The organism is Phenylobacterium aquaticum (genome assembly GCF_022695515.1).
Classification (GTDB): Bacteria; Pseudomonadota; Alphaproteobacteria; order Caulobacterales; family Caulobacteraceae; genus Phenylobacterium; species Phenylobacterium aquaticum.
This window is the reverse complement of sequence record NZ_JALDPT010000016.1, coordinates 64,332-88,411: the sequence shown is the minus strand read 5'-3', so window position 1 is coordinate 88,411 and position 24,080 is coordinate 64,332. Positions and strand designations below refer to the sequence as shown.

The window sequence follows — 24,080 nt, the reverse complement described above, 5'->3', positions numbered from 1 at the left end:
CGCCCGGATCGCTCCGAGCGGGCTTTTCGATGTCTGGTCCGAAGGCCTTAGAGGTCTTCGTTGATCAGGGCGACCTGGAAGTAGCCGTTGCCTTGCAGCGTGTTCATGACGGTCATGAAGTCGCCGTAGCGGACCGTCCGGTCGGCGCGGATGTAGACGCGCTCTTGGGTCGGATCCGGCTTGTTCAGCTTGCGGGCCAGGTCCGCCGGCAGGGTGGCGACCGAGGTCGCCGCTTCGCCGATGAAGATGCCGCCGCCACCTTGGATATTGATGACGGTCGGTTCTTCAATCTTCGCGCCCGGCGGCGGCGGAACGGCCGGCGGCAGGTCGAGCTTGATCGAAACCGTGGCGGCCGGGATGGACACCATGAAAATAATGAGGAGCACCAGCATCACGTCCACGAAAGGCGTGACGTTGATCTCGCTGTTTTGGCCGAGGTCGAACTTGCCGCCGCCCCCGCCGCCCAGCTTCGCACCCATATGCAATTCCTTCCCATAGGAGGCGCAATCGCGCGCCCGCCGTCGACGACACCCATCGCCAATCAATTCGCGAATGTAAAGCCCCAACCGCGTCGGCCGGGCGTCAGGATCGACGGCCTGCCCCAGGAACTCTCCCAGGGCGCGAAATCCTGGGCGCCTGCGGGCTCTCGCCAAGACCCTTGTTCGCCGTCTATGGGGTTCGCATGAGCTTTGACTTCGACGCCTATGTCACCGCCGCCGTCTTCGACCGCACCGGCCAGGTCCTGTTCGCCCTGGGCGACGGCACGGTCCGCCTGGAGGACGGCAAGAGCTTCCCCGCCCATGAGGGCGCCGTGCTCTGCGCCTGTCCGCACCCGTCCGGCCAAGGGATTCTGACCGGCGGCGACGACGGCCGCCTGGTCTGGACGACGGCCGAGGGCAGCCAGGAAATCCTGCGCCTGAAGGGCCGCTGGATCGAGGCGGTGGCCGCCAGCGCCGAGTCCAAGCTCTACGCCTTCGCGGCCGGCAAGGAGCTGATCGTTCGCGATGCAGCCGACGCCGATTTCACGCGCACCTTCGTCCACGAGCGCAGCGTGGCGGATCTGGCCTTCGATCCCAAAGGGCGGCGAATCGCCACGGCGACCTATGGCGGGGCCTGGCTCTGGTACGCGCGCATCGCCGAACAGAAGCCGGTGGTGCTGAAATGGGCCGGCAGCCACGTGGCGCTGGCCTGGAGCCCGGACGGCAAGTTCCTCATGTCGGCCATGCAGGAGAACCAGCTGCACGGCTGGCGGGTCGCCGACGACAAGAATCTGAAGATGGGCGGCTATCCGGCCAAGGTGAAGAGCCTGGCCTTCATGGCCAAGGGCCAGATGCTGGCCACCTCCGGCGCCAATGGCGCGGTGGTCTGGCCCTTCGCCGGCGCGACCGGGCCCCTGGGCAAGCAGGCCGCCGAGATCGGCTTCGACCAGTCGACCATGGTCGCAAGGGTCGCCGCGGCCGTGAACGGCCAGAAGGTGGCCGGCGGTCTCGAGGACGGCCGGGTCTGGGTCTGTGACCTCGCCACCCAGAAGATCGACATGCTCAAGGCCGACAAGGGCCCGCCGATCACCGCGCTCACCATCAGCCCCGACGCCGGCCGCCTCGCCTGGGGCGACGAGGACGGCGGCGCGGGCGTGGCGACGATCTAGGCCTCGAAGCCCTTCATCTCCGCCCAGACCTCGAACGGGTCGCGGGCTGAGCGCAGGGTGTTGATCGGCGCCGTCTCATCGCGCCAGCCCAGGGCCATGCCGGAGAACAGCATGTGGTCCTCGGGCAGGTTCAGGGTCTCGGCCACCGTCTTGGGATAGCGCGCCCAATATTCCTGGGCGCAGGTGTCCAGGCCGCGCTCGGTGGCCAGCAGCATGACGGTCTGCATGTACATACCCACATCCGACCACTGGGGCGGGCCGAGTTTGCGATCCAGGCAGAAGAACAGGCCGACGGGGGCGCCGAACAGCTCGCCGTTGCGGGCCAGCTGGCGCAGGCGCGCGGCCTTGTCCTCGCGGGGGATCGGAATGGTGGCGTAGAGGTCCTCGCCGTTCTGGAACCGCCGCGTGCGGAAGGGGTCCCAGAGATTGGGCGGATAGACGTCGTATTCGGGCTCTTCGCCGAAGGGATTGGCCGCGACCTTGGCCTTCAGCTCGGCCAGGGCCGATCCGGCCAGGGCATAGACCCGCCAGGGCTGAAGATTGCCGCCGGACGGCGCGCGGTCGGCCCGCTCGAGGATTTCGCGCACCACGGCGGCGGGCGGCGTGTCCGGCTTGAAGGCCCGGATGGACATCCTTCGTTCAACCGCTTCGCTTACGTTCATGTCTCATCCCTTCGCTCGCGCGCCCGCTTGACCGGGCAGGGGGCATCGGTAGCACTGGGTCTCCAGGTCAAGGCAAGGCTAGAAAACTTGAACGAACCCCGCGCGCCCAAGGACTCTCAACACCCCCTGGGCTCCTCAGACGGACTGAGGCTGACCAGCCTGGAGTCCGGATCTGGCTGGGACGGCCAGGCCGCGGGGCTGGGCGATCTGTCGCTCGCGCCGGCCCCGCCGCCCGAGGCGACCCCCGATCTCGAGGCGCCCAAGCTCGACATGCGCGCCGACGACGGTCCGAAGCGGCCTGGCCTGCTGCGCCGGATCGGCCGGGCCTTCGTCATGCTGTTCGTGATCTTCGGCCTGGTCGGGCCGGTCCTCACCGTGGCGATCTATCGGGTCGTCCCGCCGCCGATCACCTGGCTGATGGTCCAGCGGCTGTTCGAGGGCCAGGGCTTCCATCGCAAATGGGTGCCGCTGAACGCCATCTCCCCAACCCTGGCCCGCTCGGTGATCGCCGCCGAGGACGCCAAGTTCTGCGACCATCACGGCTTCGACTTCGAGGCCATGGAAAAGGCCATGGCCCATAACGAGCGCTCGAAGCGTATCCGCGGCGGCTCGACGATCAGCCAGCAGACCGCCAAGAACGTCTTCCTTTGGCCGGGCCGCTCCTATGTGCGCAAAGGGCTGGAGGCCTATTTCACCGTCCTGATCGAGGTGCTCTGGGGCAAGCCCCGGATCATGGAGGTCTATCTCAACAGCGTCGAATGGGGGCCGGGCGTCTATGGCGCCGAAGCCGCCGCCCAGAAGAACTTCGGGGTGGGCGCCGACCACCTGAACAGCGCCCAGGCCGCCCGCTTGGCCGCCATCCTGCCCAGCCCGCTGAAGTGGCGCGCCGCCGCCCCGGGCCCCTACGTCCAGCGCCGCTCGGGCCGCATCACCAAGGCCGCCGGCGTCGTCCGCCGCGAGGGCGGGGCGGAGTGCGTGCTGTAAAGGGCTCCCTCGCCCCGTTCACGGGGAGAGGGTTGGGGTGAGGGGATTGCAGCCTCGCCCCCACGCCGAGCCGCCGAACGACGCGCCGCTGCGCGCCGCGCCCCTCACCCGACCTCTCCCCGCAAGCGGGGCGAGGAGAAGGATCCGCTTGTCATTTCCGACGCCTTCGATCAGATTCAGCCCATGGTCGCCCTGCGTACCCAGATGAATGTCGCCGCCCAGCCGACGCGCTTCGCGTCCGGCGGCCGAGGTCTGCGCGTCTTCGGATAAGCGCGGAACGGGGCCCTTGCGCCTGACGGTCTCCGCCTCGCCGGAGACGTAAAGCCCGAACCCCAGACCTCATCGACCTATCTCAAGGAAGCTTTCCGTGCTGTCCCTCTATGCCGCCAACGGCCTGGTCCACTGGACCGACCGCGATATCCGCGTGCGCGACATGATGCTCGCCCACTTCGCCGCCGAGATCTCGGCCCACCTGAAATCCGCCAACCCCGCCTGGGATATCCGCCGGGTCGAGGCGCCGCTGCTGACCCCCCGCGCCCTGATCTCCGAGGCCTATGGCGAGGACGACGTCTTCGTGCAGCAGCAGCTCAGCCCGCACGACCTGGAGCTCGTCCTGCGGCCGGAGACCACGCCCTCGACCTATGCCTATATGCAGCACCTCCTGGGCGCCCACACCGGCGTGCGGCTGCCGCTCTGCGTCTGGCAGGCGGGCAAGTCCTTCCGCCGCGAACAGGACCAGACCACCCGCCACATGCGGCTGAAGGAGTTCTGGCAGCAGGAGTTCCAGTGCGCCTACGCCGCCGACACGGCCAATGACTATCACGCGGGCGTGCTGGAGCCGGTTCGGCGGATGATCACGACCCTGACCGGCCTGCCGGCCCGGGTCGTCCCCTCCGACCGGCTGCCGGCCTATTCCGAGATCACCATGGATGTGGAGGTCGACAATGGCGACAAGTGGATGGAGATCGCTTCGATCTCCCGGCGCACCGACTTTCCCGAGCGCGCGCGCTTCACCGGCAAGGCGGGCCAGGTCCGCGAGGTCGAGGTGAAGGTGCTGGAGATCGCCATCGGCCTCGACCGCTGCGTCTACAACTGGAGCCTGGCGGCGGACCGCTAGGCCGCGGCCCACTCCGCCAGGTCGTGGCGGCCCTGGAGGACGCCTAGCACGTCTTCCAGGGAAAAACCCGGATCGGCCGGATAGAGGGCGTCATAGACCCCGCGGGCGAAGGCCATGTCCGCGGCGGTCTTCACCCGCCAGTCGAGGTTGGACAGATCGCGCCGGGCCAGGACATGGGCCTGGGGATAGCGGTCGGGCCGGGCGCGGATCTGGGCGAGCGGCGAGGTCCCGGCGGCCGTGGCCTCGTCGACCTCCGCCGTCGTGCGGGCCAGGGCCTGCGCGGTGACCACCTCGACCTCCAGCCCCTTGGGATAGGTCTGCTGGACGCGGTTGGAGACGTAGTCGGCGCGCGAGGCCAGGGCCAGGCGGATGGTCTCGTCGATGAGGCCGGGATCGACAAAGGCGCTGTCGCCCTTCAGCCGAACCACATGGCGTACGGGGCCGGCGGCCTCCACGCATCGCATGAAACGGCGTGACAGGTTCTCCGAGGCGCCGCGGAACACGGTCTGGCCGCGGGAGACCAGGAAGCTGGCGAGCGGATCGTCCACCGCCTCGCCGCTGGTGGCGACCACCAGCTTGGTCAGGCAGCGGGCCTGGCGGATGCGCTCCACCTGGCGCCAGATCATAGGTTCGCCGCGCAGGGGGGCCATCGCCTTGCCGGGCAGGCGGGGCGAGGTCATGCGGGCTTGCAGGATGGCGAGGATCACGGGCGGGCTCCTTCTGAGCGCCTTACCCGTGCCGTGGGCGGCCTTTAGGCGGCGGCCCAGGCGCGGGGATCGAGGGCGACGGGATCGTCGATCGCCATCTCGTCCCAGTCGAGATCCGGGGGCGGATTGGCGGCGGCGGCGATCACCGCATTGAGTTCGGCGGCCGAGGCCACGCCCACCAGCACGGTGTGGGCCTCGGGACGGGACAGGGCGAAGCCCAGGGCGGCCTGCAGCGGGTCGCTCTTGCCTTCGGCGATCAGCCGGCGGGCGCGCGAGATGCGGGCGGCGGCGGCCTTCAGATGATTGGGCGCGCGGTCCGGCGGCAGCAGCAAGAGGCCGTTGAGGAAGATCGAGCGCAGGTGGACCTGCATGCCCATCTCGGCGATGGCCGCGAGCGTGCCGTCGACGATCAGCCGCTGGTCGAGCAGGCTGGCCGGCGCCTGGACCACGTCCGGGCGGAACCGGCGGGCGACGCCCAGCGGATCGTCGGAGGCGAAGACCGAGACGCCGATCTTGCGGGTGACGCCCTGGTCCTTCAGGGCGCGCAGGCGGTCCCACATGGCCAGGCCATGGGGGCCGAACAGCTCGGAGGCCGAGGGCACGAAGATGCATTCGGCCTGGTCGACGCCCAGCCGGCGCAGGGCGGCGCGGGCTTCGGCCTCGACCAGGTCGGGGCCGCGGTCGGCGCGAACGGTCGAGATGCAGACGTCAAAAGGATTGGGGCGCGGCAGGACGTCGGCGAGCGCGCCGTCGGCCTGGGGCGAGTGCCCGGCGATGTCCAACACGGACAGTCGCGAGCGCGCGGCGATCTCCAGCATGTCGCGGACCTCGGCCGAGCGCGGACGTCCGCGGACGCTGGCCTGGTCGAGGGCGAACTGGCCGGAGCCGATGCCGAGTTTGGTAAGCGGTGAGGTCATCAACAACGCTGGATGCGAACCCTGTGAGCCCCCATCTAGACGCAAAGGCCTAAAGAACCGGTGTCTGTAACCTTTCCGGGGAGTTAAGCTCAGTCGATGATCGAGACCCTGCCCGAGTGGCCCCTGTTCGGCATGGCCGAGGATGTGCGCCCCGCCCTGCGCCAAGCCCAGCAAGGGAAAACGCCCCTGGTGCTGGCCACCCTGACCGCCGTCGAGGGCGGAGGGCCGCGTCCCCCCGGAACCCAGATGGTTTTCGCTCGTGGGATCGTCGCCGGTTATTTTTCAGGCGGCTGCGTGGAGGGCGACATCGCCGGCCACGCCCGCGCCTGCCTGGACGACGGCGCGCCCCGCACCCTGGTCTATGGGGCCGGCAGCCCCTGGCCCGACATCCAGCTGCTGTGCGGCGCGCGGATCGAGATCTTCCTGGAAAAGGTCGAGGCCGACGATCCGGCGCTCGCCGCCCTGCTGACGGCCGAGACCGAGCGGCGTCCGGTCGAATGGATCAGCGACGGGGTGAAGCGCAGCTGCGCCGCGCCGGGAACGGTCACGCCCTGGGCGGGGGCCATTGTCCGCCGTCATGATCCGGTCCCGCGGCTGGTGGTGTTCGGCTCCGACCCCACGGCGCTGGCCATCGCGGGCCTCGGCGCCCAGAGCGGCTTCGAGACCACCCTGGTCCGCCCCAAGGGGCCCGAGGCCCCGCCGCCCCTGCCCGGCGTCGCCTATCGCCGCGACGAACCCCAGGCGGCGCTCGCCGCCATCGGGGTCGACGCCTGGACAGCCGTCGCCATCGCCACCCACAGCCTGGAGCTCGACCAGTCGGCGCTCGCCGCCGCCCTGCCGTCCGCCGCCGGCTATGTCGGCCTGCTGGGCGCCCGCCGCCGCCTGCCGGAACGCCTGGCCCCCCTACGGGCCAAGGGCGTGGCCGAAAGCGTGCTGATGCGGGTCCACGCCCCCATCGGCCTGGACATCGGCGGCAAGGCGCCCTGGGAGGTCGCCGTCTCGGTGATCGGCGAGATCATGGCCCTGCGCCACGCCCGCGGCGCCGACCGCGCCCCGGAGTCGAAGACGGACAAGGTCCAGCCGGCCTGACCCTAAGCAGGCGCTTAGGCGGCCGGGCGTAAGCGCGCCTCCCATGGTCGCCGGTCTGCAGAGGGCCAGGCTGGGCTCCGTCACATCGAACGGAGCTCCCATGCGCCTGCCTCTCCTCCTCATCCCCCTGCTCGTCGCCGCCACCCCGGCGCTTGCCCAGACCCGTGTCGGCGACCTGGTCGGGACCACCAAGCCCGCCGCGACCACGGCCCTCGCCGCCCAGGGCTATCGCATGACCGCGTTCGAACGCGAGGACGGCGCGCTCGAGCTCAAGGCCTCCAGTCCCGCCCAGCGCCTGGAGCTCCGGGTCGATCCCGTCTCGGGCAAGGTCACCAAGGTCACGACCCGGCCTCGCGGCGCGGACGGAAAGGACCGCGAATGACCGGCCCCGTCGCCCCGCCGCGCCGCTGGGACCCCCTGGTCAGACTGACCCACTGGGGCGTCGCCGCCGCGATCGTCGTCAATGGCCTGATCACCGAGGAAGGCTCGCAATGGCACGTCTGGGTCGGGCTGGCGGCCGGGGCGCTGCTGGCGCTCCGCCTGGCCTGGGGACTGATCGGCCCGCCGGAAGCGCGGTTCACGGCCTTCCCGCCCAGTCCCGCCGCAGCGGTCCGGCACGTGCGCGACATCCTGGCCGGCCGGCGCACGTCGCATCGGTCGCACAATCCCCTGGGCGCCCTGATGGTCTATGCGGTCTGGGCGACCCTGGCGGTCGTCGTCGGCACGGGGGTGGCCATGACCGGCTTTCCGCCGGCCCCGCGGGCCCATGAAGCGGGGGAGGTCGCGGGACGTCCCGAGGCCAACCGCGAGGCGGAGGGCGGCGAGGAGGAGCATGAGGGCGAGGACGAAGGGATTGGCGAGATCCACGAGGTCGCCGCCAACCTCCTGTTCGTCCTGGCGGCCGTCCATCTGGCCGGCGTCGCCTTCGAGACGCGCCGAAGCGGTCGCCAGGTGGTCACGGCGATGCTAGGCGGAGGGGACGCTCCCAAGGACGCCTGATGGCCCGCTCCGATCACTGCCCTGGCGATCGCGGCGCCGCCGCGGTCGCCGCCGTCGTCGCGCTACAGGCGATCGCCGCGGCGTTCTTCCTGGCCGACGCGACGGCGGACATCGGGGCGTCCGGCGCGACCCCGCATGTGGTGATCGAGGCGATCATCGCCCTGGCCCTGGTGGCGGGCGTGGTGACCGGCGCGCTTCAGGTCCGTCGCATGTGGCGCGAGGCGCGGCGTCGCCGGGCCGCCCTGGCCGTCGCCGCGGGCGCCTTGAGCGAGGTGATGGCCCAGCGGTTTCGGGAGTGGCGGCTCACCCCGGCCGAGGCCGATGTCGCCGTCTTCGCGCTCAAGGGCTGCGACATCGCCCAGATCTGCGAGCTGCGGGGATCGGCGGCGGGCACGGTCCGGGCCCAGCTGACCCGGGTTTATGACAAGGCCGGCGTGAACTCGCGGGCCGCCCTGGCCAGCCTGTTTCTCGAAGACCTGATGTCCGCGCCGATCATCCGGCCGGGGCGCGACGACGCCTGAGGTCAGGCGCGCCCGAGCACCGCCTCGATCCAGCTCGCGAAACTGGCCATGAAGCCGGTGAGGAAGCCCTTGGTCCCCTCATTGGTGATCTGGCCCGCCTCGTCGAACAGGGTGGCGATGTGGCCGACATAGGCCTCGGGCTGCTGCAGGGTCGCCACGTCCAGGAACACCAGGGACTGGCGCAGGTGGTGATTGGCCCCGAAGGCGCCCATGGCGCCCGGCGAGACGCTGACCACCGCGCCCGGCTTGCCCGCCCAGCAGCTCTTGCCATAGGGGCGCGAGCCGACATCGATGGCGTTCTTCAGGGCGCCCGGGACCGAGCGGTTGTATTCCGGGGTGACGAACAGCACGGCGTCGGCGGCCCGGACCTGGTCGCGGAAGGCCGTCCAGGCGGCCGGAGGGCCCTCCTTCTCGACATCCTCGTTATAGAGCGCCAGGTCGCCGATCTCGACGATCTCCAGCTTCAGGTTCGCCGGGGCGAGGCCCGCCAGGGCCTTGGCGGTGATCCGGCTGAAGGAGCCCTTGCGCAGGCTGCCGACGATGACGGCGACGGTCCGGGGGGTGGTCATGGTCGAGGCTCCTTGGGGTGAGGATCAGGCGCGGGGCAGAGGCAGGACCTCGACCACATCGCCCGCGGCGGCGGCGGGGGCGCCGCCCGGTCGGCGCAACAGGGCGTCGGCGGCGGCGAAGACGGTGACCAGGGACGAGTCCTGGTCGCGATAGGGCTGGGCGATCAGGCCGCCGTCCTGGAAGCTGAGCTTGGCCCGCATCCAGTGCTCGCGCGGACCGTTGCCGCCCAGGGGCTGGGCCAGGCGGGCGCCGACCAGGGCGGGCTCGGCCGGGGCGCCGGAATAGGCGCAGATCAAGGGTTTCAGGAACAGTTCGGCGCAGACGAAGGCCGAGGCCGGATTGCCGGGCAGGCCCAGCAGGCGGCGGCCGTCCGCCAGGGTCCCGAAGAAGGTCGGCTTGCCGGGCCGCACATTGACGCTGGCGACCTTGAGGCTCAGCCCCAGGGCCTCGGCCGCCGCCCGGACCAGATCGTGGTCGCCCACCGAGGCGCCGCCCACCGTGACGATCAGGTCGGCCTCGGCGGACTTGAGCGCCGCGATCACCGCATCCAGCTGGTCGCGGACCGGCTTCAGCTTGCTGACCTCTGCGCCCCAGCCGCTCGCCATGGCCGCCAGGGCCGGAGCGCCGGAGTCATAGATCTGGAAGGGGCCGGGATGGGCCGGCGCCTCGACGATCTCCTCGCCGGTGGAGACGATCGCCACCCGCGGCCGGTCATGGACCAGCACCATCTCCCGCCCCGCCGAGGCCGCGAGCGACAGACGCCAGGGATCGATCCTCAGGCCCCGGGTCAGCAGCACCTGATCGGCGCGGAAATCGACGCCGGCCGGCCGCAGATGGGCGCCGGGCGGGCTGGCGGGCACGGTGACGCGATCGCCCTCGCGGGTCGCCTCCTCCTGGATCACCACGGTGTCGGCGCCAGCGGGCAAGGCGGCGCCGGTGAAGATGCGCACCGCCTCGCCGGGCCGCAGCGCGGTCTCATATCCGTGGCCGGCCGCGCTCTCGCCGACGATCTGCAGGGATCCGGGCGCGTCGGCGCTGCGCAGGGCCCAGCCGTCCATGGCCGAGGCGGTGAAGGGGGGCTGGTCGCGGACGGCGGCCACATCCTCGGCCAGCACCCGGCCGATGGCGGACTTCAGCGCCAGGGTCTCGGCCCCCAGGGGGCGGATCTCCGCCAGCATGGCTGCCCGGGCCTGGTCGACCGGCATCAGTTTCATGCGCGGACCCAGTCGCCGGACTTGCCGCCGGACTTGGTCATCAGCCGGACGGTCTCGATGGTCATGCCCTTATCGGCGGCCTTCAGCATGTCATAGACGGTCAGGCAGGCGACCGAGACGGCGGTCAGGGCCTCCATTTCCACGCCGGTCGGGCCGGTGGTCTTCACCCGGGCGGTGACGGCCAGGCCGCCCTCGCCGGGCGTCACCCGCACCTCGACCTTGCTGAGCGCGAGCGGGTGGCAGAGCGGGATGAGGTCGGCGGTCTTCTTGGCGGCCATGATCCCGGCGATCTCGGCCGTGGCGCGCACGTCGCCCTTCTTGGCGTCGCCGGACAGGGCCAGGGCCAGGGTGGCGGCGTCCATCCGCACGAAACCCTCGGCCAGGGCCTCGCGGGCCGTGGCCGCCTTGTCGGAGACGTCGACCATATGGGCGCGGCCGGTCTCGTCGATGTGGGTCAGGCCGCTCATTTCTCCAGCAGCCGGGGCATGAGCTCGACCATGTTGCAGGGGCCGTGCCGGTTATCGAGCTGGGCGGAGATCACCTTGTCCCAGCCGTCTTTCACGGCGCCGTTGGAGCCCGGCAGGCAGAACACGAACACCCCGCCGATGATGCCGGCGGTGGCGCGGCTCTGCAGGGTGGAGAGGCCCACCGACTGGTAGCTGACCAGGTGGAAGATCACCGAGAAGCCGTCGATCTTCTTGTCGAACAGGGGCTCCAGGGCCTCCACCGTGACGTCGCGCCCGGTGATGCCGGTGCCGCCGGTGGTGATGATCGCGTCGATCTCGCCCGAGGCGATCCAGGCCTTCACCTGTTCCCGAATCTGGCCGATGTCGTCCTTGACGATGGCCCGCGCCGCCAGCTCGTGGCCGTAGTCGGTGATCCGGCCGGCCAGCACATCGCCGGAGGTGTCGGTCTCGGCCGTGCGGGTGTCGGACACGGTCAGGACCGCGATGCGGACGGGGACCAGCTTCAGGCTGTCCTCGATATAGCCGCCGAAGGCGATGGTGCTCATGTGGTGGTCTCCCAGCGGGCGATGTCGGCGTGGTCCTGGGGGCGGGGCTCGATCCAGCGGTCGCCACCGGGCCCGGTCTCCTTCTTCCAGAACGGCGCCCGGCTCTTCAGATAATCCATCAGGAAGTCGCAGGCCTCGAAGGCGGCGCGGCGATGGCTGGCGGCCGTGGCCACGAACACGATGGCCTCACCCGGCGCGATCCGACCGACCCGGTGCAGGATGGCCAGGTCCTGCAGAGCAAACCGGTCGCGGGCCTGATCGGCGATCTTGCCGATCTCGCGCTCGGTGAAGCCGGGATAGGCCTGCAGCTCCAGCACCTGGGTCTCGCCGGCCTCGGCGCGCGCCAGGCCGGTGAAGGTGGCGATGGCGCCGGTCTCGCTGCGCCCCTGCGAAAAGGCGGTCAGCAGGTCGCCGGGCGCGAAGGGCTGGTCGGTCAGGGTGATCATCCGCCGCTCATCGGCGGCAGGAAGGCGACCTCGGAGCGGGCGGTCACGGCCGCGTCGCCGCGGACGATCTCCTGGTCGAGCGCGATCTGCACCCCGGGGCCGCCCAGGGCCTGGCCCAGCGCCTCGTCCTCCTCGGCCAGACGGGCGCGCAGGGCGAACAGGCTGTCGCCCTCCAGGTCGCGCTCATGCCAGCCGGCGATGTCGCTGAGGCGTCCGAACAGCAGCACGCGGGCCATGTCAGCCGCCCGTGGTCGACATGTGCCGCGCCACGGCCGGGGCCGATGAGCGGACGATCTGGAAATCATGACCCTGGGGCTTGGCGTCCACGGCCAGGCGGATGGCGTCGATAAGGTCGGCGTCGGTCCCGCCGGCCCGCAGAACGGCCCGCAGGTCGCTGGCGTCCTCGCGGCCCAGGCAGGTGTGCAGGGTGCCGGTGCAGGTCAGCCGCACGCGGTTGCAGGCCTCGCAGAAATTGTGGCTCAAGGGCGTGATGAAGCCCAGCCGCCCGCCGGTCTCGGCGACCCGTACATAGCGGGCGGGCCCGCCGGTGACGTGGTCGGAATCCTCCAGGGTCCAGAAGCTCTCCAGGGTCCGGCGGACGTCCTTCAGCGACAGGAACTGGTCGGTGCGGTCGACCTCGATCTCGCCGAGCGGCATGGCCTCGATCAAGGTCATGTCGCAGCCGCGCGCATGGGCCCAGGTGATCAGGTCCGGCAGCTCGGCGGCGTTGTCGTCCTTCAGCGCCACGGCGTTGACCTTGACCGCAATGCCGGCGGCCAGCGCCGCATCAATGCCGCCGATCACCTTGGAGAGGTCGCCGCCGCGGGTCAGCTTGCGGAACAGGTCGGGCTTCAGGGTGTCCATGGACACATTGATCCGCCGGATCCCGAACCTGGCGAGGTCGCTCGCGAACTCCGCCAGCCGGGTGCCGTTGGTGGTGAGCGTGAGCTCCTCGAGCGCGCCGGTATGCAGGTGCCGTGACAGGGACTCGATCAGTCCCATGACGCCCTTGCGGACCAGGGGCTCGCCGCCGGTGATGCGCAGCTTGCGCACGCCCAGGCCGACAAAGCCCGAGGCGATGCGATCGAGCTCTTCCAGCGTCAGGACCTCGGCCTTTGGCAGGAAGGTCATGTGCTCGGCCATGCAATAGACGCAGCGCAGGTCGCATCGGTCGGTGACCGAGACCCGCAGATAGGTCACCGTGCGGCCGAACCCGTCGATCAGGGCGGGCGCGCGAGGCGAGGGGGCGTCGTAGGGCGTCATCACCTTGGCAACATAGAGAGGATGGGCCGTCCATGACAGGGGGCGACGCATTTGAGGCGATCCTATTGGCGGCCGGGTCGGGGACGCGGTTCGGCGGCGGCAAGCTGCTGGCGCCCTGGCGGGACGGCGTGCTGATCGAGGGCGCGCTCGCCGCCGCCTTCGCCGCCCCGGTGGCGCGCGTGGTGGTGGTGACCGGCGCCGACGACGAGGCGGTCGGGCGCGCCGTCCAGGCCTATGCCAACCGGACGGGCCAGGCGGCGCGGCTCAGGGTCGTGCATGCGCCCGATCACGCCGAGGGCATGGGAGCCTCCCTGCGGACCGCCGCGGCGGCCCTGTCCCCGGACGCCCGGGGCGTCTTCGTCTTCCTGGGCGACATGCCGCGCATCCCGCCCGCAATCGCCGAGGCCCTGATCCAGGCCGTCCGCGACGGGGCGCCCGCCGCTGCGCCGGTCTTTCAGGGCGAGCGCGGCCACCCGGCCCTGATCGGCCGCGACCTGATCCCCCAGCTCCTGATCCTCAAGGGCGACGCCGGCGCCCGCGCCGTTCTCAAGGACCTGGGCGATCGGCTGGCGCGGGTCGAGGCCCCCGACGACGGGGTGCTGTTCGACGTGGACGAGCGGGGCGATCTCGACGGTGGTGCGAAAAGGTAGTACTTTTTCGCACCAGGAGGCGCTGATGTCCAAGGTAGAGAAGATCTCCATTTCGCTCACCGGCGAACTCGCCGACGTCGTCCGTGCGGCGGTGAGCACCGGCGGCTACGCGTCCTCCAGCGAGGTGATCCGCGACGCCCTGCGCGACTTCGCTGAGAAGCAGGAACGCAAGGCGGCCGCGATCGAACGCCTGCGCCAGGCTTGGGATGAGGCGGTCAATAGCGGCCCGTCCGTTGAGCGTGAGCCCCTGGACGACATGCTGGCGCGCAACCGACGCAGGCTGGCCGAGATGCGGCGTGGCGCGGCTTAGGCGGGCGCCACAAGCGGTCCTCGACGCCGACGAAATCTGGATGTCGATCGCGGTGGACAGCGAAGGCGCTGCGGACCGGTTGCTCACTCGGATATACGACGCCGAACAGCGACTCGCCGACTTTCCGCAAATGGGCCGGGAACGGCCCGACATCGCGTCTGACGCCCGAAGCTGGGCGGTTGGAAACTATCTCATCCTTTACCGGATCGCGCCGGACGCCGTGGAGATCATGCGTATCCTCCACGGCGCCCGGGATCTGGGCGAGGCCCTGGACGGGTCCTAGGCCTTCACGATCGGCAGGCTGTGGGTGGCCTGGCCGTTGATCGCCAGGATGGCGTTGGCCACCGCCGGGCCGATCACCGGCACGCCCGGTTCGCCGATGCCCGAGGGGGCCTCGCCGGAGGGCAGGATATAGGTCTCGACGTGCGGGGCCTCGGAATTGCGCAGCACCCGGTAGGTGTCGAAATTGGTCTGCTCGACCACCCCGTTATTGAGGGTGATCTGGCCGAACATCGCCGCCGACAGGCCGTAGCAGGTGCCGCCTTCCATCTGGGCGGCGATCTGGTCCGGCGAGATGGCGACGCCGCAATCGACGGCGGTGACCACGCGCCCGACCTTGGGCGCCCCGTCCACCAGCTTCACCTCGGCGATCTGGGCGACCACCGTGCCGAAGCATTCGTGAACCGCGACTCCGCGGGTCCAGCCGGCGGTGGCCGGCTGGTCATAGCCGGCCTTCTCGGCCGCCAGCTTGAGCACCGCGGTGTGCCGGGTCGCGCCGGCCTTGTCGTACAGGGCCAGGCGATAGGCGATCGGGTCCTTGCCGGCCTTGCGGGCCAGCTGGTCGATGGTGTGCTCCATGACGAAGGCGGTGTGGGTCGCGCCCACCGATCGCCACCACAGCACCGGCACCCCGACATCCGGCAGCAGGGCCTGGCCGTCGACGATCGGGATCGCCTTCAGATAGGGCGAGCCCTTGGCCCCTTCGACCGTGGTCTCGTCCAGCCCCTTGGAGGGGATCGGCGAGCCCTTCATCAGGGTCTGGGTGACGATCCGGTGGCGCCAGGCGACGGGATAGCCGTCCGCCCCGATCACCACCTTCACATTGTGGTGGGTCAGCGGGCGGAAATAGCCCGCCGTCATGTCGTCCTCGCGGGTCCAGACCAGCTTCACCGGCCGGCCTTTGCCGACCTTCTTGGCGATCTGCACGCACTCGGCGGCGTAGTCGGACTGGAAGTTGGCGCGACGGCCGAAGGAGCCGCCGGCGAACAGGGTCTCGATCTCCACCGCGCCCGGCAGCATGCCGACGATCTTGGCGGTGTTGAGCTGGTCGACGGTCGGGATCTGCGAGCCGAAGGTCAGCTTGGCCTTGCCGGCCGAGACCTCGGCCACGCAGTTCATCGGCTCCATGGTCGCATGCGCCAGGAACGGGAAGTCGTAGGTCGCCTCGAACAGCTCGCCCTTGGGCGCCTGGGCGAAGTCGCCCTTGGTCTCGAAGCCTTGCCAGGCGGTCTTCTCGGGCAGGGCGCCCTTGCCGGCGGCCCAGCCGGTATAGGCGGCGGTCAGCTCCTTGGAGCCGCGCTTCTCGGCCTTGGACTCGTCCCACGTCACCTTCAGGGCCTCGCGCCCCATGCGGGCGGCGTAGGTGTTCTCGGCCACCACGGCCACGCCCGAGGGGATCTGGAACACATCGACCACGCCGGCGACCTTCTTGGCCTCGGTCGCGTCAAAGCTCGCCACCGTCGCGCCGAAGCGCGGCGCATGCGCCACCATGGCGGTGAGCATGTTGGGCAGGTGGACGTCCTGGGTGAAGCGGGCGGTGCCGTCGCTCTTGGCCTGGGCGTCCTTGCGGCGCACGCGGTCGGTGCCGATCAGGGTGAAGGTCTTGGGATCCTTCAGCTTGGGCTCCTTGGGCGGCGTCACCTTGGCGGCGTCGGGCAGGAGTTCGGCGAAGGTGGCGCTCTTGCCGGAGGGATGGCCGACCACCCCGTCCTTCACGGTGATCTCGCCGGCCGGCAGGTTCCACTTGTTGGAGGCGGCCTCGACGAACATCGCGCGGGCCGAGGCGCCGGCCTGGCGCAGCTGGGTCCAGCTGTTGGCGATGGCCGACGAGCCGCCGGTGCCCTGCACGCCCATCTTCAGATTGGCGTAGACCTTGGCGATGGCGGGCGCCTGCTCGACCTTGAGCGTCGACCAGTTGGCGTCCAGCTCCTCGGCCGCGATGGCGGCGAGACCGGCATGGTTTCCCTGGCCGAATTCGATGTGCTTGGAGACCACGGTCACCACGCCGTCGGCGCCGATCTTGATGAAGGGGCCGAAGGCGCCGAAATCGGTCTTGGCGCCGATCGACAGCAGATCGCCGGGCGAGCAGCCGACCAGGAGGGCGCCGCCGACCAGGGCCGTGCCGACCACCAGTTCGCGCCGGGTGGCGCCCGACTTCAGGTTTTCAGGGTTCACGGGAGCGTTCATGCGGTCCTCCCTCAGGCTTTGGCGGGCGCGGCGGGCGTCATGCCGGCGGCGTCCTTGATGGCGGCGCGGATGCGCTGATAGGCCCCGCAGCGGCAGATGTTGCCGTCCATGGCCGCGTCGATGTCCTCGTCGGTCGGCTTGGGCTTGGCGGCGAGCAGCGCCGTGGCGCTCATCAGCTGGCCCGATTGGCAATAGCCGCACTGGGGCACGTCGTTCTTCACCCAGGCCTGCTGCAGGGCGGAGTTCCCGCCCAGGCTTTCGACCGTGGTGATCTTCACGCCGGCCAGGCCCGAGATCGGCATGGAGCAGGAGCGGATCGGCTGGCCATCGGCCAGCACCGTGCAGGCGCCGCACTGGGCGATGCCGCAGCCGAATTTCGGACCGGTCAGACCGATCTCGTCGCGCAACACCCACAGCAGAGGCGTTTCTGGCGCGGCCTTCACCGTCACCGGCTTGCCGTTCACATCAAGCGTCGTAGCCATGGGTTCGCGTCCTCCCCGTATCGGCGGTTATGGGTCGATCTTAACGTCGTTTAGCTCGCGTCGTAAATCGGTTCCGGCTTTGCGGCCAAGGGCGCATGCGACTAACCTCGCACCACAGGTTCAGGAGACGCCCATGACCCGCCACCCCTGGTTGCCCGCCCTCGCCCTGGGGGTTGCGGCCGTCGCCGGAACGGCCCAGGCGGCCGACGGCGCCAAGATCTTTCAGCTGCAATGCAAGACCTGCCACGGGGCCAAGAGCTCGCCCATGGCGCCCAGCCTGGCGGGCGTGGCCGGCCGCAAGATCGCGAGCCTTGCGGACTTCGCCTATTCCACGGGGCTGAAGGGCAAGGACGGGACCTGGACCGACGCCAATCTCGACGCCTATCTGGCCAGTCCCTCGAAGTTCGCGCCGGGCACGCGCATGACCGCCGGCGTGGTCTCCGCCCCCGACCGCACGGCGGTGATCGGCTATCTGAAGACCCTGAAATGAGCCCGGCCGCCCCGGCGCGCGGTTAGGCCCTTGGACGCCTTTCCCGCCTTCTTTCCGCTCGCCGGCCGCAAGGTGGTGATCGCCGGCTCCGGCGAACCCGCCGAGGCCAAGCACCGGCTGCTGGCCAGTTCGCCGGCCATTCTGGTCCGGGTCGAGGGGCCCGAGGCCCTGCTGCCCGGCGCCTATTCCGGCGCCATGCTGGCCTTCATCGCCGACGAGGACGAGGGCTTCTGCCAGGCCGCCGCCGCCGCCGCCCGGGTGGCCCGCGCCCTGGTCAATGTCGCTGACCGGCCGCAGCTCTGCGACTTCACCACGCCGGCGGTGATCGACCGCGGCGAGGTGGTGGCCGCCATCGGCACCGGCGGCGCCTCGCCCATGCTGGCCACCATGCTGCGCAACGACATCGAGCAGCGCGTGCCGGAGGGCGCCGGTCGGGTCGCGGCCCTGTTCCGCAAGTTCCAGGACGACATCCGCGCCCGCTTCCCCGAGCTGCACGCCCGCCGCGCCTTCCTGCGCGAGGCCCTGTCCGGCGCGGCGGCGGAAGCGGCCCAGTCCGGCGACATGACCAAGGCCCAGCAGCTGTTCCGCGACGCCATCGCCCGCGGCCCCAAGGCCATCGGCAAGGTCCAGTACGTCGCCGGCCGCGGCCCCGCCGACCTCCTGACCATCCGCGCCAGCCGGGCGCTCGCCGCCGCCGATGTGCTGGTCATCGACGCCGGCGCCGATCCCCAGGTCCTGGCCATGGCCCGCCGCGACGCCGAGCGGCTGGCGCCCGGCGACGCGGGGCCGGAGCACCTGGCCGAATTGGTGGCCTCGGGCCGGCGGGTGGTCCGGGTGCTGGCCGCCCAGATCCCGGCCGGCGAGGTCCAGGCCCTGGCGGCGGCCGGGGTCCCGGTGGAGGTCCTGGCGACGGCGAGCTCGGGTTGAATATAATCCGGGTAATATTGACTCCTGATTTTATCCGGGTAAAAGCGGCGGCCTCGTCTGGAGCCGCTGCATGTCCATTCCCGAAATCCATCGCGCCGCCGTCGCCCGCGCCCTGACCGCGGCCTTCGGCACGGACGTGCTCGACAGCGTCACCCCGCTGTCCGGCGGCCTGTCGGGCGCGCTGATCCTCAAGATCCGGGTGGGCGGCATCGCCTATGTGCTGAGGATCGAGGGCGCCCGCGACGCCTTTCGCGACCCGCATCGCTGGTACGGCTGCATGCGCCGCGCGGCGGAAGCCTGCCTGGCGCCGCGGGTCTGGTGCGCCGACCCCGAGGACGGGGTGGCGGTCCTCGACTTCATTCCCGAACGTCCGATGTCGACCGACTATGCGGGGACGAGGGCCGACCTGATCGTCGAACTGGCCCAGACCGTCCGGATCCTGCACCAGACCCCCGGCTTCCCGCCCCTGGTCGGCTATCTCGACGCTATGGAGAGCCTGCTGGCGCCTTTCCGGGCCGGCGGGATCTTCGCGAAGGGCGTTCTGGACGACCTGCTCGGCCGCTACGCCCGGCTCGCCGCGCTCTACAGCCGGCTGCCGGCGGACGAGGTCTCCAGCCACAACGACCTCAACCCCCGCAACCTTCTCTATGACGGTCGCCGGATCTGGCTGGTGGACTGGGAATCGGCGTTCCGCACCGACCGCTATGTGGATCTCGCGGCGCTTCTCAACATGTTCACCGCCGACGAGGCCGAGGCGGCCCTGGCCGTGCGCACCTATTTCAACCGCGAGCCGACCCCCCAGGAAGCGGCGCGGCTGCAGCTCATGCGCCAGATCAATCACGTCTTCTACGGCGTGATGTTCCTGTCGGGCGCGGCGGCCGAACGGCCGGGGGCGCGGTTCGCCGACCTGGAGGCGCCTCCGCTCGGCCAACTGCATCGGGGCATCAGCGAGGGGGCCTTCGCCCTGGATCCCTGGGAGGGTCGGGTGACCTATGGCAAGGCGCACCTTGCGGCCGCGCGCGACGGCATGGCCGGCCCGGCCTTCGATCAGGCGGCCAGGGTGCTGGCCGCCTGAGCCGTCCTACTGGTCCAAAGACCGGCCATTGGTCTCCGGCAGGAAGAACAGGCAGGTCAGCACCGACAGCAGGGTGAAGCCGAAGGGGTACCAGAGGCCGGAATAGATGTTGCCCACCGCCGCCACGATGGCGAAGGCGGTGAAGGGGACGAAGCCGCCGATCCAGCCCGTGCCGATGTGATAGGGCAGGGACATGGCCGTGTAGCGGATCTTCGTCGGGAACAGCTCCACCAGGCAGGCGGCGATCGGGCCGAACAGGGCGGTGGCGGCGATCACGAACACGAACAGCACCCCGAACAGCAGGGGCAGGTTCATGCGCTTGGGATCCGCCTTGGCCGGATAGCCGGCGGCCGCCAGGGCCTTCTTGATGTCGCCCTCGACCTTGGTCTTGACCAGCTTGGCCTGGGGCTTGGCCAGCCCCTTGGCCGAGGCCGTGGTCACCACGGACGATCCCACCCGCACCTCGGCCTTCGACCCCGGCGCGCCCTTCTGGTTGTCATAGGAGACGCCGGCGTTGGCCAGCACGCTCTTGGCGATGTCGCAGGACGAGACGAAGGACGCCTTGCCGACGGGGTCGAACTGCAGGGAGCACTCCGCCGGATCGGCGACCACCACGACGGGGGTGCGGGCCTGGGCCTCGGCCAGCGCCGGATTGGCGGCCTGGGTCAGGGCGTGGAAGCCGGGGAAATAGGCGACCAGCATGAGCGACATGCCGAACAGCATGACCGGCTTGCGGCCGATCCGGTCCGACAGCCAGCCGAACACCACATAGAAGATCGCGCTGACCGCGGTGGCGACCATCATGATCCAGTTGATGGTTTCGGCCGGCACCTTCAGGAACTTGTCCAGGAAGGTCTGGACGTAGAAGAAGGCCGTGTACCAGACCGCGCCCTGGGCCGACATGATCGCGAACAGCGCGATCAGCACCAGCTTGAGGTTCTTCCACTGGCCGAAGGCCTCGGTGAAGGGCGCATGGCTGATCTCGCCGTCCTCCTTCATCTTCGCGAAGGCCGGGCTCTCGGTGAGCTTCAGGCGCATGAACACCGAGACCGCCAACAGGCCCGCCGAGAACAGGAACGGGATGCGCCAGCCCCAGGCGTCGAAGGCCTCGGGGCCGAAGGTCTTGCCCAGGATCAGGCGGGTCAGCAGGATCACCAGCAGGGCCCCGAACAGGCCGAAGGCCGCCGAGGTCTGGACCCAGCTGGTGGCGTTGCCCCGGCCGTTCGAAGGCGCGTGCTCGGCCACATAGATCGCGGCCCCGCCATATTCCCCGCCGAGCGCGAAGCCCTGCAGGATGCGCATCAGGACCAGCAGGGCCGGCGCCAGCAGGCCGGCCTGGGCGTAGCTGGGCAACAGGCCGATGGCGACCGTCGCGCCGCCCATCAGCATCACCGTCACCAGGAAGGCGCCCTTGCGCCCAACCCGGTCGCCGATTCGCCCGAACACCAGGGCCCCCAGGGGCCGGAAGGCGAAGCCCGCGCCGAACAGGGCGAGCGCCGCGATATAGCCGGCGGTGTCGGTGAGGCCGGAGAAGAAGGTCTTGGAAATGACCTGGGTCAGGCTGCCGAAGACGAAGAAGTCGTACCACTCGAAGGTCGTGCCGGCGGATGACGCGGCGACCACGGTGCGCAGGGACGCGCCCTCCAGCGGCGCCTCCGATGACTGTGCGGCGACTTCGGCCATGTGTTTATGCCCCCCTGAACTGGCGGGAAGGTCTAACACCGGCAAGACCTTGCGCGAAAGGGGCTGGCGACTCGGGCCGCCGCGCGGCCTTGGATCAGGCCGCCGCTTCGTCCCTGAGCGGCCCCGCCTGCGACAGCCGCGCGATCTCGGTGAGCAGGGCGGCCGGCGAGATCGGCTTGGCCACCACCCCGTCCATCCCGGCCTCGATATAGGACTGGTGCTGGTGCGACAGCACGTTGGCGGTCAGCGCCACGATCGGCGTCGCCGCGGCGGGGCAGGCCAGGGCCCGGATGCGCCGCGCGGCCTCCAGCCCGTCGATGCCCGGCATCTGCACGTCCATCAGGATCAGGTCGAAGCTCCCGCGCGCGGCGGCCTCGACGCCCAGCAGGCCGTCCGGCGCCGTCTCGACGCTGGCCCCCAGGTTCTCGAGCAGCTTGGTGGCGATCATCCGGTTGGTCGGGTTGTCCTCGACCACCAGGACCTTCAGGCCGGCCAGGAAGGCCTCGCGGCTGTCCTGCACGACCGCGACGGCCTCGGCAGGCGGGGCGGTGACCTCCAGCCAGAAGGTGGACCCCTCGCCCTCGACGGAGGAGAAGCCGACCCGGCCCCCCATCATCTCGGCCAGGCGCCGCGTGATGGCCAGGCCCAGGCCCGAGCCCCCGAACCGGCGGGTGGTGGAGGCGTCGCCCTGGTCGAAGCGCTGGAAGATCCGGGCCTGGGCCTCGGCGGGGATGCCGACCCCGGTGTCCTCGACCTCGATCCGCAGCAGCCGGGTCTCGCCCTCCAGCAGGCGGGCCCGCAGGGTGATATGGCCTTCAAGGGTGAACTTCACCGCATTGCCGACCAGATTGAACAGGGCCTGGCGCAGCCGCACGGGGTCGGCCCGCACCCAGCCGATCTCGGCGAACCCTTCCAGGCGGATGGCCAGGCCCTTGGCCTCGGCCTGGGGCCGCAGCAGATGCGCCACCCCCTGGGCCAGGGCGGCGGGGTCGATGGATTCCGGCGTCAGCTCCAGGCGCCCCGCCTCGATCTTCGAGAAGTCGATGACGTCGTTGAGCAGCTCCGACAGCATCTGGCCGCAGGACAGCGCCTCCTCCAGCATGCCGCGCCCTTCGCCGGACAGGGCCTCGGACTTCAACAGGTGCAGCACGCCCATCACCCCGTTCAGCGGGGTGCGGATCTCGTGGCTCATATTGGCCAGGAACGCCGCCTTGGCGTCCGCGCCCGCCTCGGCCGCGCGCTGGGCCTCGATCAGGGCGAGTTCCTGGCGCTTGCGGTCGTCGATGTCCTGGATCAGGCCGACGCCCTTCAGCCATTGGCCGTTCCGGTCGATCTTCAGATGGTGGAAGACGCGGACCCATCGCGCCTCGCCCGAGGGGGTGTGGATCCGGGCCTCGATCGCGTCGCCGCCGGCGCGCTGGCCGGAGCGGACCTCGCGGAAGGCGGCCTTGACCCGCTCGATGTCGTCCTCGTGGAAGTGCGGAAAACGCAGGGCGCGCGCGTCCTCGTAGCTCTTGGTCGCCCCGATCAGCCGCTTGAATTCCGGCGAGACCCAGAACGTCTTGTTGACGTGGTCGATCTCATAGACCCCGGCGTCGGCGGCGCTGAGCGCCAGCTTCAGGCGACGCGCATTGCTCTGGGCCTCGCGCTTGGCCAGGGACAGGGCCGAGACGTCGTCGACAAAGGCCAGCATGCCGCGGATCTCGCCCGAGGCGTCGCGCCACGGCCGGGCCTCCCAGCGCACCCAGTGGGCGACGCCCTGGCTGTCGGTGAAGCGGTCCTCCTGGTTGGAGGTCACCTGGCCGGCCAGGGCCCGGCGCTGGGCGCGCAGCAGGCGCTTCGGGATGGTCGGGAAGACCTCCGGCAGGGTGCGGCCGATATAGGGGCGGTGATCCAGGCTGAAGGCCGCCCGCCAGGCGCCGCTGGCCACCACATATTTCAGCTCGGTGTCGAACATGGCCACCGCGACCGGGGCGCTTTCGATCAGGCCGCGGATCTGCTGGCTGGTGCGCACGGCCGCCTCGTGGGCCGCGGTCAGCTCGGTGATGTCCTGGGAGATGCCGCGCAGGGCGAAGACGCCGCTCGGGCGCGGTTCGCAGAGATAGGTGACGCGCCAGGTCGACCAGCGGCCGTTCTTGTTGCGCATGCGGTGGTCGAAGGCCCCGGGCCGGCCCAGCTGCGCGCCTTCAACGAACCGGCGCCGAACCTCCTCGGCCTCGTCGGCGTGCAGCAGGCCGATGAACTGCTCCGGCGTCTCCATCTCGTCCTGGCTGTAGCCGGTGATGGCGCGGATATCCTCGGACCAGGTGATGCGCCGGTCTTCCGGCTCATAGCTCCAGGACCCGATGCCCGCGGCTTCCGCCAGGATCAGCTGGGTCTGGCGCGCGGTCTCCAGCTCCAGGCGCGCGGCGCGATCCTCGGTCACGTCGCGGACGATGCCGATGGTGTGGCCGTCCTCGGTGAACTGGGCGCGGCCTTCGAACCAGCGCCAGTCGCCGTTCTTCATCAGGACGCGCGAGGTGTGGTCGCCGATCCCCTCGGCGGCGACGCGGGCCATGTGGGCCTCGATGCCGGGCAGGTCGTCGGGGTGCATGAAGTCGCGGGCCGGGCGGCCGATCACCTCGGCCTCGGTCCAGCCGGTGGTGCGCAGCCAGGCGGGATTGACCAGCTTGAAGCGGCGGTTGGGGCCCAGCACGAACAGCACTTCGCGGCTGTTCTCGAACAGCCATTGCACCATGCCCGCCCGATCGGTCGGCGTGCAGTCCCTGCGCGCTTCGGCCATGTCCTCGTCCCCCGGTGACGGGCGAGACCATGGGGCAGGAAGCGTAAACGTATGGTTCGAACCCGC

At 70.4% G+C, this 24,080-nt stretch carries 28 protein-coding genes; 13 read left to right on the top strand and 15 right to left on the bottom strand.

Translation table 11 applies throughout. The features are described from left to right. Positions 1–47 precede the first annotated feature (47 nt). Positions 48–479, bottom strand: coding sequence for a biopolymer transporter ExbD (locus MQH10_RS13500; protein ID WP_242564552.1), 432 nt, complete (start codon positions 477–479; stop codon positions 48–50). Positions 480–682: 203 nt separating this feature from the next. Here MQH10_RS13500 and MQH10_RS13495 point away from each other — a divergent pair, with 203 nt between their 5' ends. Next, positions 683–1,648 (top strand): WD40 repeat domain-containing protein, encoded by a 966-nt coding sequence (locus MQH10_RS13495; protein ID WP_242564551.1) that lies wholly within the window; start codon positions 683–685, stop codon positions 1,646–1,648. Here MQH10_RS13495 and MQH10_RS13490 read toward each other — a convergent pair. Beyond that, a complete protein-coding gene (locus tag MQH10_RS13490; RefSeq protein WP_242564550.1) occupies positions 1,645–2,310 on the bottom strand; it encodes a nitroreductase in 666 nt (221 codons plus the stop codon). The genes MQH10_RS13495 and MQH10_RS13490 overlap by 4 nt on opposite strands. A gap of 270 nt (positions 2,311–2,580) precedes the next feature. Between MQH10_RS13490 and mtgA the strand changes: the two genes are divergently transcribed. Both mtgA and MQH10_RS13480 read left to right on the top strand, forming a co-directional pair. Next, entirely contained in the window at positions 2,581–3,294 is a 714-nt protein-coding gene (gene mtgA, locus MQH10_RS13485; RefSeq protein WP_242564587.1) for a monofunctional biosynthetic peptidoglycan transglycosylase, read from the top strand. Between the two features lie 367 nt (positions 3,295–3,661). Further along, positions 3,662–4,411, top strand: coding sequence for an aminoacyl--tRNA ligase-related protein (locus MQH10_RS13480; RefSeq protein WP_242564549.1), 750 nt, complete (start codon positions 3,662–3,664; stop codon positions 4,409–4,411). On the opposite strand, the gene MQH10_RS13475 is transcribed toward MQH10_RS13480, so the two are convergent. Beyond that, the gene (locus tag MQH10_RS13475; RefSeq protein ID WP_242564548.1) at positions 4,408–5,118 is read right to left on the bottom strand and encodes a cytidylyltransferase domain-containing protein; all 711 of its coding nucleotides are present in this window, start codon (positions 5,116–5,118) and stop codon (positions 4,408–4,410) included. The genes MQH10_RS13480 and MQH10_RS13475 overlap by 4 nt on opposite strands. 44 nt (positions 5,119–5,162) lie before the next feature. Next, positions 5,163–6,035 (bottom strand): aldo/keto reductase, encoded by an 873-nt coding sequence (locus tag MQH10_RS13470; RefSeq protein WP_242564547.1) that lies wholly within the window; start codon positions 6,033–6,035, stop codon positions 5,163–5,165. A 96-nt stretch (positions 6,036–6,131) separates the two neighbouring features. On the opposite strand from MQH10_RS13470, the gene MQH10_RS13465 reads away from it, so the two are divergent. The 4 genes from MQH10_RS13465 to MQH10_RS13450 all read left to right on the top strand — a co-directional run bounded on the left by MQH10_RS13465 (position 6,132) and on the right by MQH10_RS13450 (position 8,644). Then, the gene (locus MQH10_RS13465; protein ID WP_242564546.1) at positions 6,132–7,124 is read left to right on the top strand and encodes an XdhC family protein; all 993 of its coding nucleotides are present in this window, start codon (positions 6,132–6,134) and stop codon (positions 7,122–7,124) included. Between the two features lie 100 nt (positions 7,125–7,224). Further along, positions 7,225–7,506 carry a PepSY domain-containing protein gene (locus tag MQH10_RS13460; protein WP_242564545.1) on the top strand — a complete coding sequence of 94 codons (282 nt, stop codon included), beginning with the start codon at positions 7,225–7,227 and terminating at the stop codon, positions 7,504–7,506. Further along, positions 7,503–8,123, top strand: coding sequence for a cytochrome b/b6 domain-containing protein (locus tag MQH10_RS13455; RefSeq protein WP_242564544.1), 621 nt, complete (start codon positions 7,503–7,505; stop codon positions 8,121–8,123). Before MQH10_RS13460 ends, MQH10_RS13455 begins: the two co-directional genes overlap by 4 nt. Continuing rightward, positions 8,123–8,644 carry a helix-turn-helix transcriptional regulator gene (locus MQH10_RS13450; RefSeq protein ID WP_242564543.1) on the top strand — a complete coding sequence of 174 codons (522 nt, stop codon included), beginning with the start codon at positions 8,123–8,125 and terminating at the stop codon, positions 8,642–8,644. The genes MQH10_RS13455 and MQH10_RS13450 overlap by 1 nt, the downstream gene beginning before the upstream one ends. A 2-nt stretch (positions 8,645–8,646) precedes the next feature. Here MQH10_RS13450 and MQH10_RS13445 read toward each other — a convergent pair whose 3' ends face one another. From MQH10_RS13445 to moaA, 7 genes are read right to left on the bottom strand one after another with little or no spacing between them, the layout of a single operon-like run. Beyond that, the gene (locus MQH10_RS13445; protein WP_242564542.1) at positions 8,647–9,213 is read right to left on the bottom strand and encodes an NADPH-dependent FMN reductase; all 567 of its coding nucleotides are present in this window, start codon (positions 9,211–9,213) and stop codon (positions 8,647–8,649) included. Between the two features lie 24 nt (positions 9,214–9,237). Then, on the bottom strand, positions 9,238–10,428 hold the full coding sequence (locus MQH10_RS13440; protein WP_242564541.1) for a molybdopterin molybdotransferase MoeA: 1,191 nt from the start codon (positions 10,426–10,428) through the stop codon (positions 9,238–9,240). Continuing rightward, a complete protein-coding gene (gene moaC, locus MQH10_RS13435; RefSeq protein WP_242564540.1) occupies positions 10,425–10,895 on the bottom strand; it encodes a cyclic pyranopterin monophosphate synthase MoaC in 471 nt (156 codons plus the stop codon). The genes MQH10_RS13440 and moaC overlap by 4 nt, the downstream gene beginning before the upstream one ends. Then, positions 10,892–11,440 carry a molybdenum cofactor biosynthesis protein B gene (gene moaB, locus MQH10_RS13430; protein ID WP_242564539.1) on the bottom strand — a complete coding sequence of 183 codons (549 nt, stop codon included), beginning with the start codon at positions 11,438–11,440 and terminating at the stop codon, positions 10,892–10,894. The genes moaC and moaB overlap by 4 nt, the downstream gene beginning before the upstream one ends. Then, entirely contained in the window at positions 11,437–11,886 is a 450-nt protein-coding gene (locus tag MQH10_RS13425) for a molybdenum cofactor biosynthesis protein MoaE (RefSeq protein ID WP_242564538.1), read from the bottom strand. Before MQH10_RS13425 ends, moaB begins: the two co-directional genes overlap by 4 nt. Further along, a complete protein-coding gene (locus tag MQH10_RS13420; RefSeq protein WP_242564537.1) occupies positions 11,883–12,122 on the bottom strand; it encodes a MoaD/ThiS family protein in 240 nt (79 codons plus the stop codon). Before MQH10_RS13420 ends, MQH10_RS13425 begins: the two co-directional genes overlap by 4 nt. Position 12,123: 1 nt before the next feature. Continuing rightward, positions 12,124–13,149: a GTP 3',8-cyclase MoaA gene (gene moaA, locus MQH10_RS13415; RefSeq protein ID WP_242564586.1), complete on the bottom strand. Its 1,026-nt coding sequence runs from the start codon at positions 13,147–13,149 to the stop codon at positions 12,124–12,126. A 32-nt stretch (positions 13,150–13,181) separates the two neighbouring features. Between moaA and MQH10_RS13410 the strand changes: the two genes are divergently transcribed. From MQH10_RS13410 to MQH10_RS26430, 3 genes are read left to right on the top strand one after another with little or no spacing between them, the layout of a single operon-like run. After that, complete coding sequence (locus tag MQH10_RS13410) at positions 13,182–13,799, top strand: nucleotidyltransferase family protein (RefSeq protein WP_242564536.1); 618 nt, start codon at positions 13,182–13,184, stop codon at positions 13,797–13,799. A gap of 25 nt (positions 13,800–13,824) precedes the next feature. Beyond that, positions 13,825–14,109, top strand: coding sequence for a type II toxin-antitoxin system ParD family antitoxin (locus MQH10_RS13405; RefSeq protein WP_242564535.1), 285 nt, complete (start codon positions 13,825–13,827; stop codon positions 14,107–14,109). Then, positions 14,006–14,392 (top strand): type II toxin-antitoxin system RelE/ParE family toxin, encoded by a 387-nt coding sequence (locus tag MQH10_RS26430; RefSeq protein WP_272886911.1) that lies wholly within the window; start codon positions 14,006–14,008, stop codon positions 14,390–14,392. The genes MQH10_RS13405 and MQH10_RS26430 overlap by 104 nt, the downstream gene beginning before the upstream one ends. Here the strand turns inward: MQH10_RS26430 and MQH10_RS13395 are convergent. Continuing rightward, positions 14,389–16,575 (bottom strand): xanthine dehydrogenase family protein molybdopterin-binding subunit, encoded by a 2,187-nt coding sequence (locus tag MQH10_RS13395; RefSeq protein WP_242564533.1) that lies wholly within the window; start codon positions 16,573–16,575, stop codon positions 14,389–14,391. The genes MQH10_RS26430 and MQH10_RS13395 overlap by 4 nt on opposite strands. Before the next feature lie 11 nt (positions 16,576–16,586). Next, positions 16,587–17,057, bottom strand: coding sequence for a (2Fe-2S)-binding protein (locus MQH10_RS13390; protein ID WP_242564532.1), 471 nt, complete (start codon positions 17,055–17,057; stop codon positions 16,587–16,589). A 133-nt stretch (positions 17,058–17,190) separates the two neighbouring features. On the opposite strand from MQH10_RS13390, the gene MQH10_RS13385 reads away from it, so the two are divergent. From MQH10_RS13385 to MQH10_RS13375, 3 genes are all read left to right on the top strand, one after another. Continuing rightward, complete coding sequence (locus MQH10_RS13385) at positions 17,191–17,547, top strand: c-type cytochrome (RefSeq protein WP_242564531.1); 357 nt, start codon at positions 17,191–17,193, stop codon at positions 17,545–17,547. A 30-nt stretch (positions 17,548–17,577) separates the two neighbouring features. Then, a complete protein-coding gene (locus MQH10_RS13380; RefSeq protein WP_242564530.1) occupies positions 17,578–18,474 on the top strand; it encodes a siroheme synthase in 897 nt (298 codons plus the stop codon). A 70-nt stretch (positions 18,475–18,544) separates the two neighbouring features. Further along, complete coding sequence (locus MQH10_RS13375; RefSeq protein ID WP_242564529.1) at positions 18,545–19,549, top strand: phosphotransferase; 1,005 nt, start codon at positions 18,545–18,547, stop codon at positions 19,547–19,549. Between the two features lie 6 nt (positions 19,550–19,555). On the opposite strand, the gene MQH10_RS13370 is transcribed toward MQH10_RS13375, so the two are convergent. Together MQH10_RS13370 and MQH10_RS13365 are read right to left on the bottom strand one after the other, a co-directional pair. Beyond that, complete coding sequence (locus MQH10_RS13370) at positions 19,556–21,232, bottom strand: MFS transporter (RefSeq protein ID WP_242564528.1); 1,677 nt, start codon at positions 21,230–21,232, stop codon at positions 19,556–19,558. A gap of 94 nt (positions 21,233–21,326) precedes the next feature. Then, on the bottom strand, positions 21,327–24,014 hold the full coding sequence (locus MQH10_RS13365) for a PAS domain-containing hybrid sensor histidine kinase/response regulator (RefSeq protein WP_242564527.1): 2,688 nt from the start codon (positions 24,012–24,014) through the stop codon (positions 21,327–21,329). Between the last annotated feature and the right edge of the window lie 66 nt (positions 24,015–24,080).

Coding starts and splice junctions, on each gene's coding strand:
- MQH10_RS13385 (WP_242564531.1), top strand. CDS start 17,191: ATGACCCGCCACCCCTGGTTGCCCGCCCTCGCCCTGGGGGTTGCGGCC.
- MQH10_RS13395 (WP_242564533.1), bottom strand. CDS start 16,575: ATGAACGCTCCCGTGAACCCTGAAAACCTGAAGTCGGGCGCCACCCGG.
- mtgA (WP_242564587.1), top strand. CDS start 2,581: ATGCGCGCCGACGACGGTCCGAAGCGGCCTGGCCTGCTGCGCCGGATC.
- MQH10_RS13420 (WP_242564537.1), bottom strand. CDS start 12,122: ATGGCCCGCGTGCTGCTGTTCGGACGCCTCAGCGACATCGCCGGCTGG.
- MQH10_RS13390 (WP_242564532.1), bottom strand. CDS start 17,057: ATGGCTACGACGCTTGATGTGAACGGCAAGCCGGTGACGGTGAAGGCC.
- MQH10_RS13410 (WP_242564536.1), top strand. CDS start 13,182: ATGACAGGGGGCGACGCATTTGAGGCGATCCTATTGGCGGCCGGGTCG.
- MQH10_RS13470 (WP_242564547.1), bottom strand. CDS start 6,035: ATGACCTCACCGCTTACCAAACTCGGCATCGGCTCCGGCCAGTTCGCC.
- MQH10_RS13455 (WP_242564544.1), top strand. CDS start 7,503: ATGACCGGCCCCGTCGCCCCGCCGCGCCGCTGGGACCCCCTGGTCAGA.
- MQH10_RS13495 (WP_242564551.1), top strand. CDS start 683: ATGAGCTTTGACTTCGACGCCTATGTCACCGCCGCCGTCTTCGACCGC.
- moaC (WP_242564540.1), bottom strand. CDS start 10,895: ATGAGCGGCCTGACCCACATCGACGAGACCGGCCGCGCCCATATGGTC.
- MQH10_RS13440 (WP_242564541.1), bottom strand. CDS start 10,428: ATGAAACTGATGCCGGTCGACCAGGCCCGGGCAGCCATGCTGGCGGAG.
- MQH10_RS13375 (WP_242564529.1), top strand. CDS start 18,545: ATGTCCATTCCCGAAATCCATCGCGCCGCCGTCGCCCGCGCCCTGACC.
- moaB (WP_242564539.1), bottom strand. CDS start 11,440: ATGAGCACCATCGCCTTCGGCGGCTATATCGAGGACAGCCTGAAGCTG.
- MQH10_RS13460 (WP_242564545.1), top strand. CDS start 7,225: ATGCGCCTGCCTCTCCTCCTCATCCCCCTGCTCGTCGCCGCCACCCCG.
- MQH10_RS13450 (WP_242564543.1), top strand. CDS start 8,123: ATGGCCCGCTCCGATCACTGCCCTGGCGATCGCGGCGCCGCCGCGGTC.
- MQH10_RS13500 (WP_242564552.1), bottom strand. CDS start 479: ATGGGTGCGAAGCTGGGCGGCGGGGGCGGCGGCAAGTTCGACCTCGGC.
- MQH10_RS13365 (WP_242564527.1), bottom strand. CDS start 24,014: ATGGCCGAAGCGCGCAGGGACTGCACGCCGACCGATCGGGCGGGCATG.
- MQH10_RS26430 (WP_272886911.1), top strand. CDS start 14,006: ATGAGGCGGTCAATAGCGGCCCGTCCGTTGAGCGTGAGCCCCTGGACG.
- moaA (WP_242564586.1), bottom strand. CDS start 13,149: ATGACGCCCTACGACGCCCCCTCGCCTCGCGCGCCCGCCCTGATCGAC.
- MQH10_RS13370 (WP_242564528.1), bottom strand. CDS start 21,232: ATGGCCGAAGTCGCCGCACAGTCATCGGAGGCGCCGCTGGAGGGCGCG.
- MQH10_RS13405 (WP_242564535.1), top strand. CDS start 13,825: ATGTCCAAGGTAGAGAAGATCTCCATTTCGCTCACCGGCGAACTCGCC.
- MQH10_RS13490 (WP_242564550.1), bottom strand. CDS start 2,310: ATGAACGTAAGCGAAGCGGTTGAACGAAGGATGTCCATCCGGGCCTTC.
- MQH10_RS13425 (WP_242564538.1), bottom strand. CDS start 11,886: ATGATCACCCTGACCGACCAGCCCTTCGCGCCCGGCGACCTGCTGACC.
- MQH10_RS13465 (WP_242564546.1), top strand. CDS start 6,132: ATGATCGAGACCCTGCCCGAGTGGCCCCTGTTCGGCATGGCCGAGGAT.
- MQH10_RS13445 (WP_242564542.1), bottom strand. CDS start 9,213: ATGACCACCCCCCGGACCGTCGCCGTCATCGTCGGCAGCCTGCGCAAG.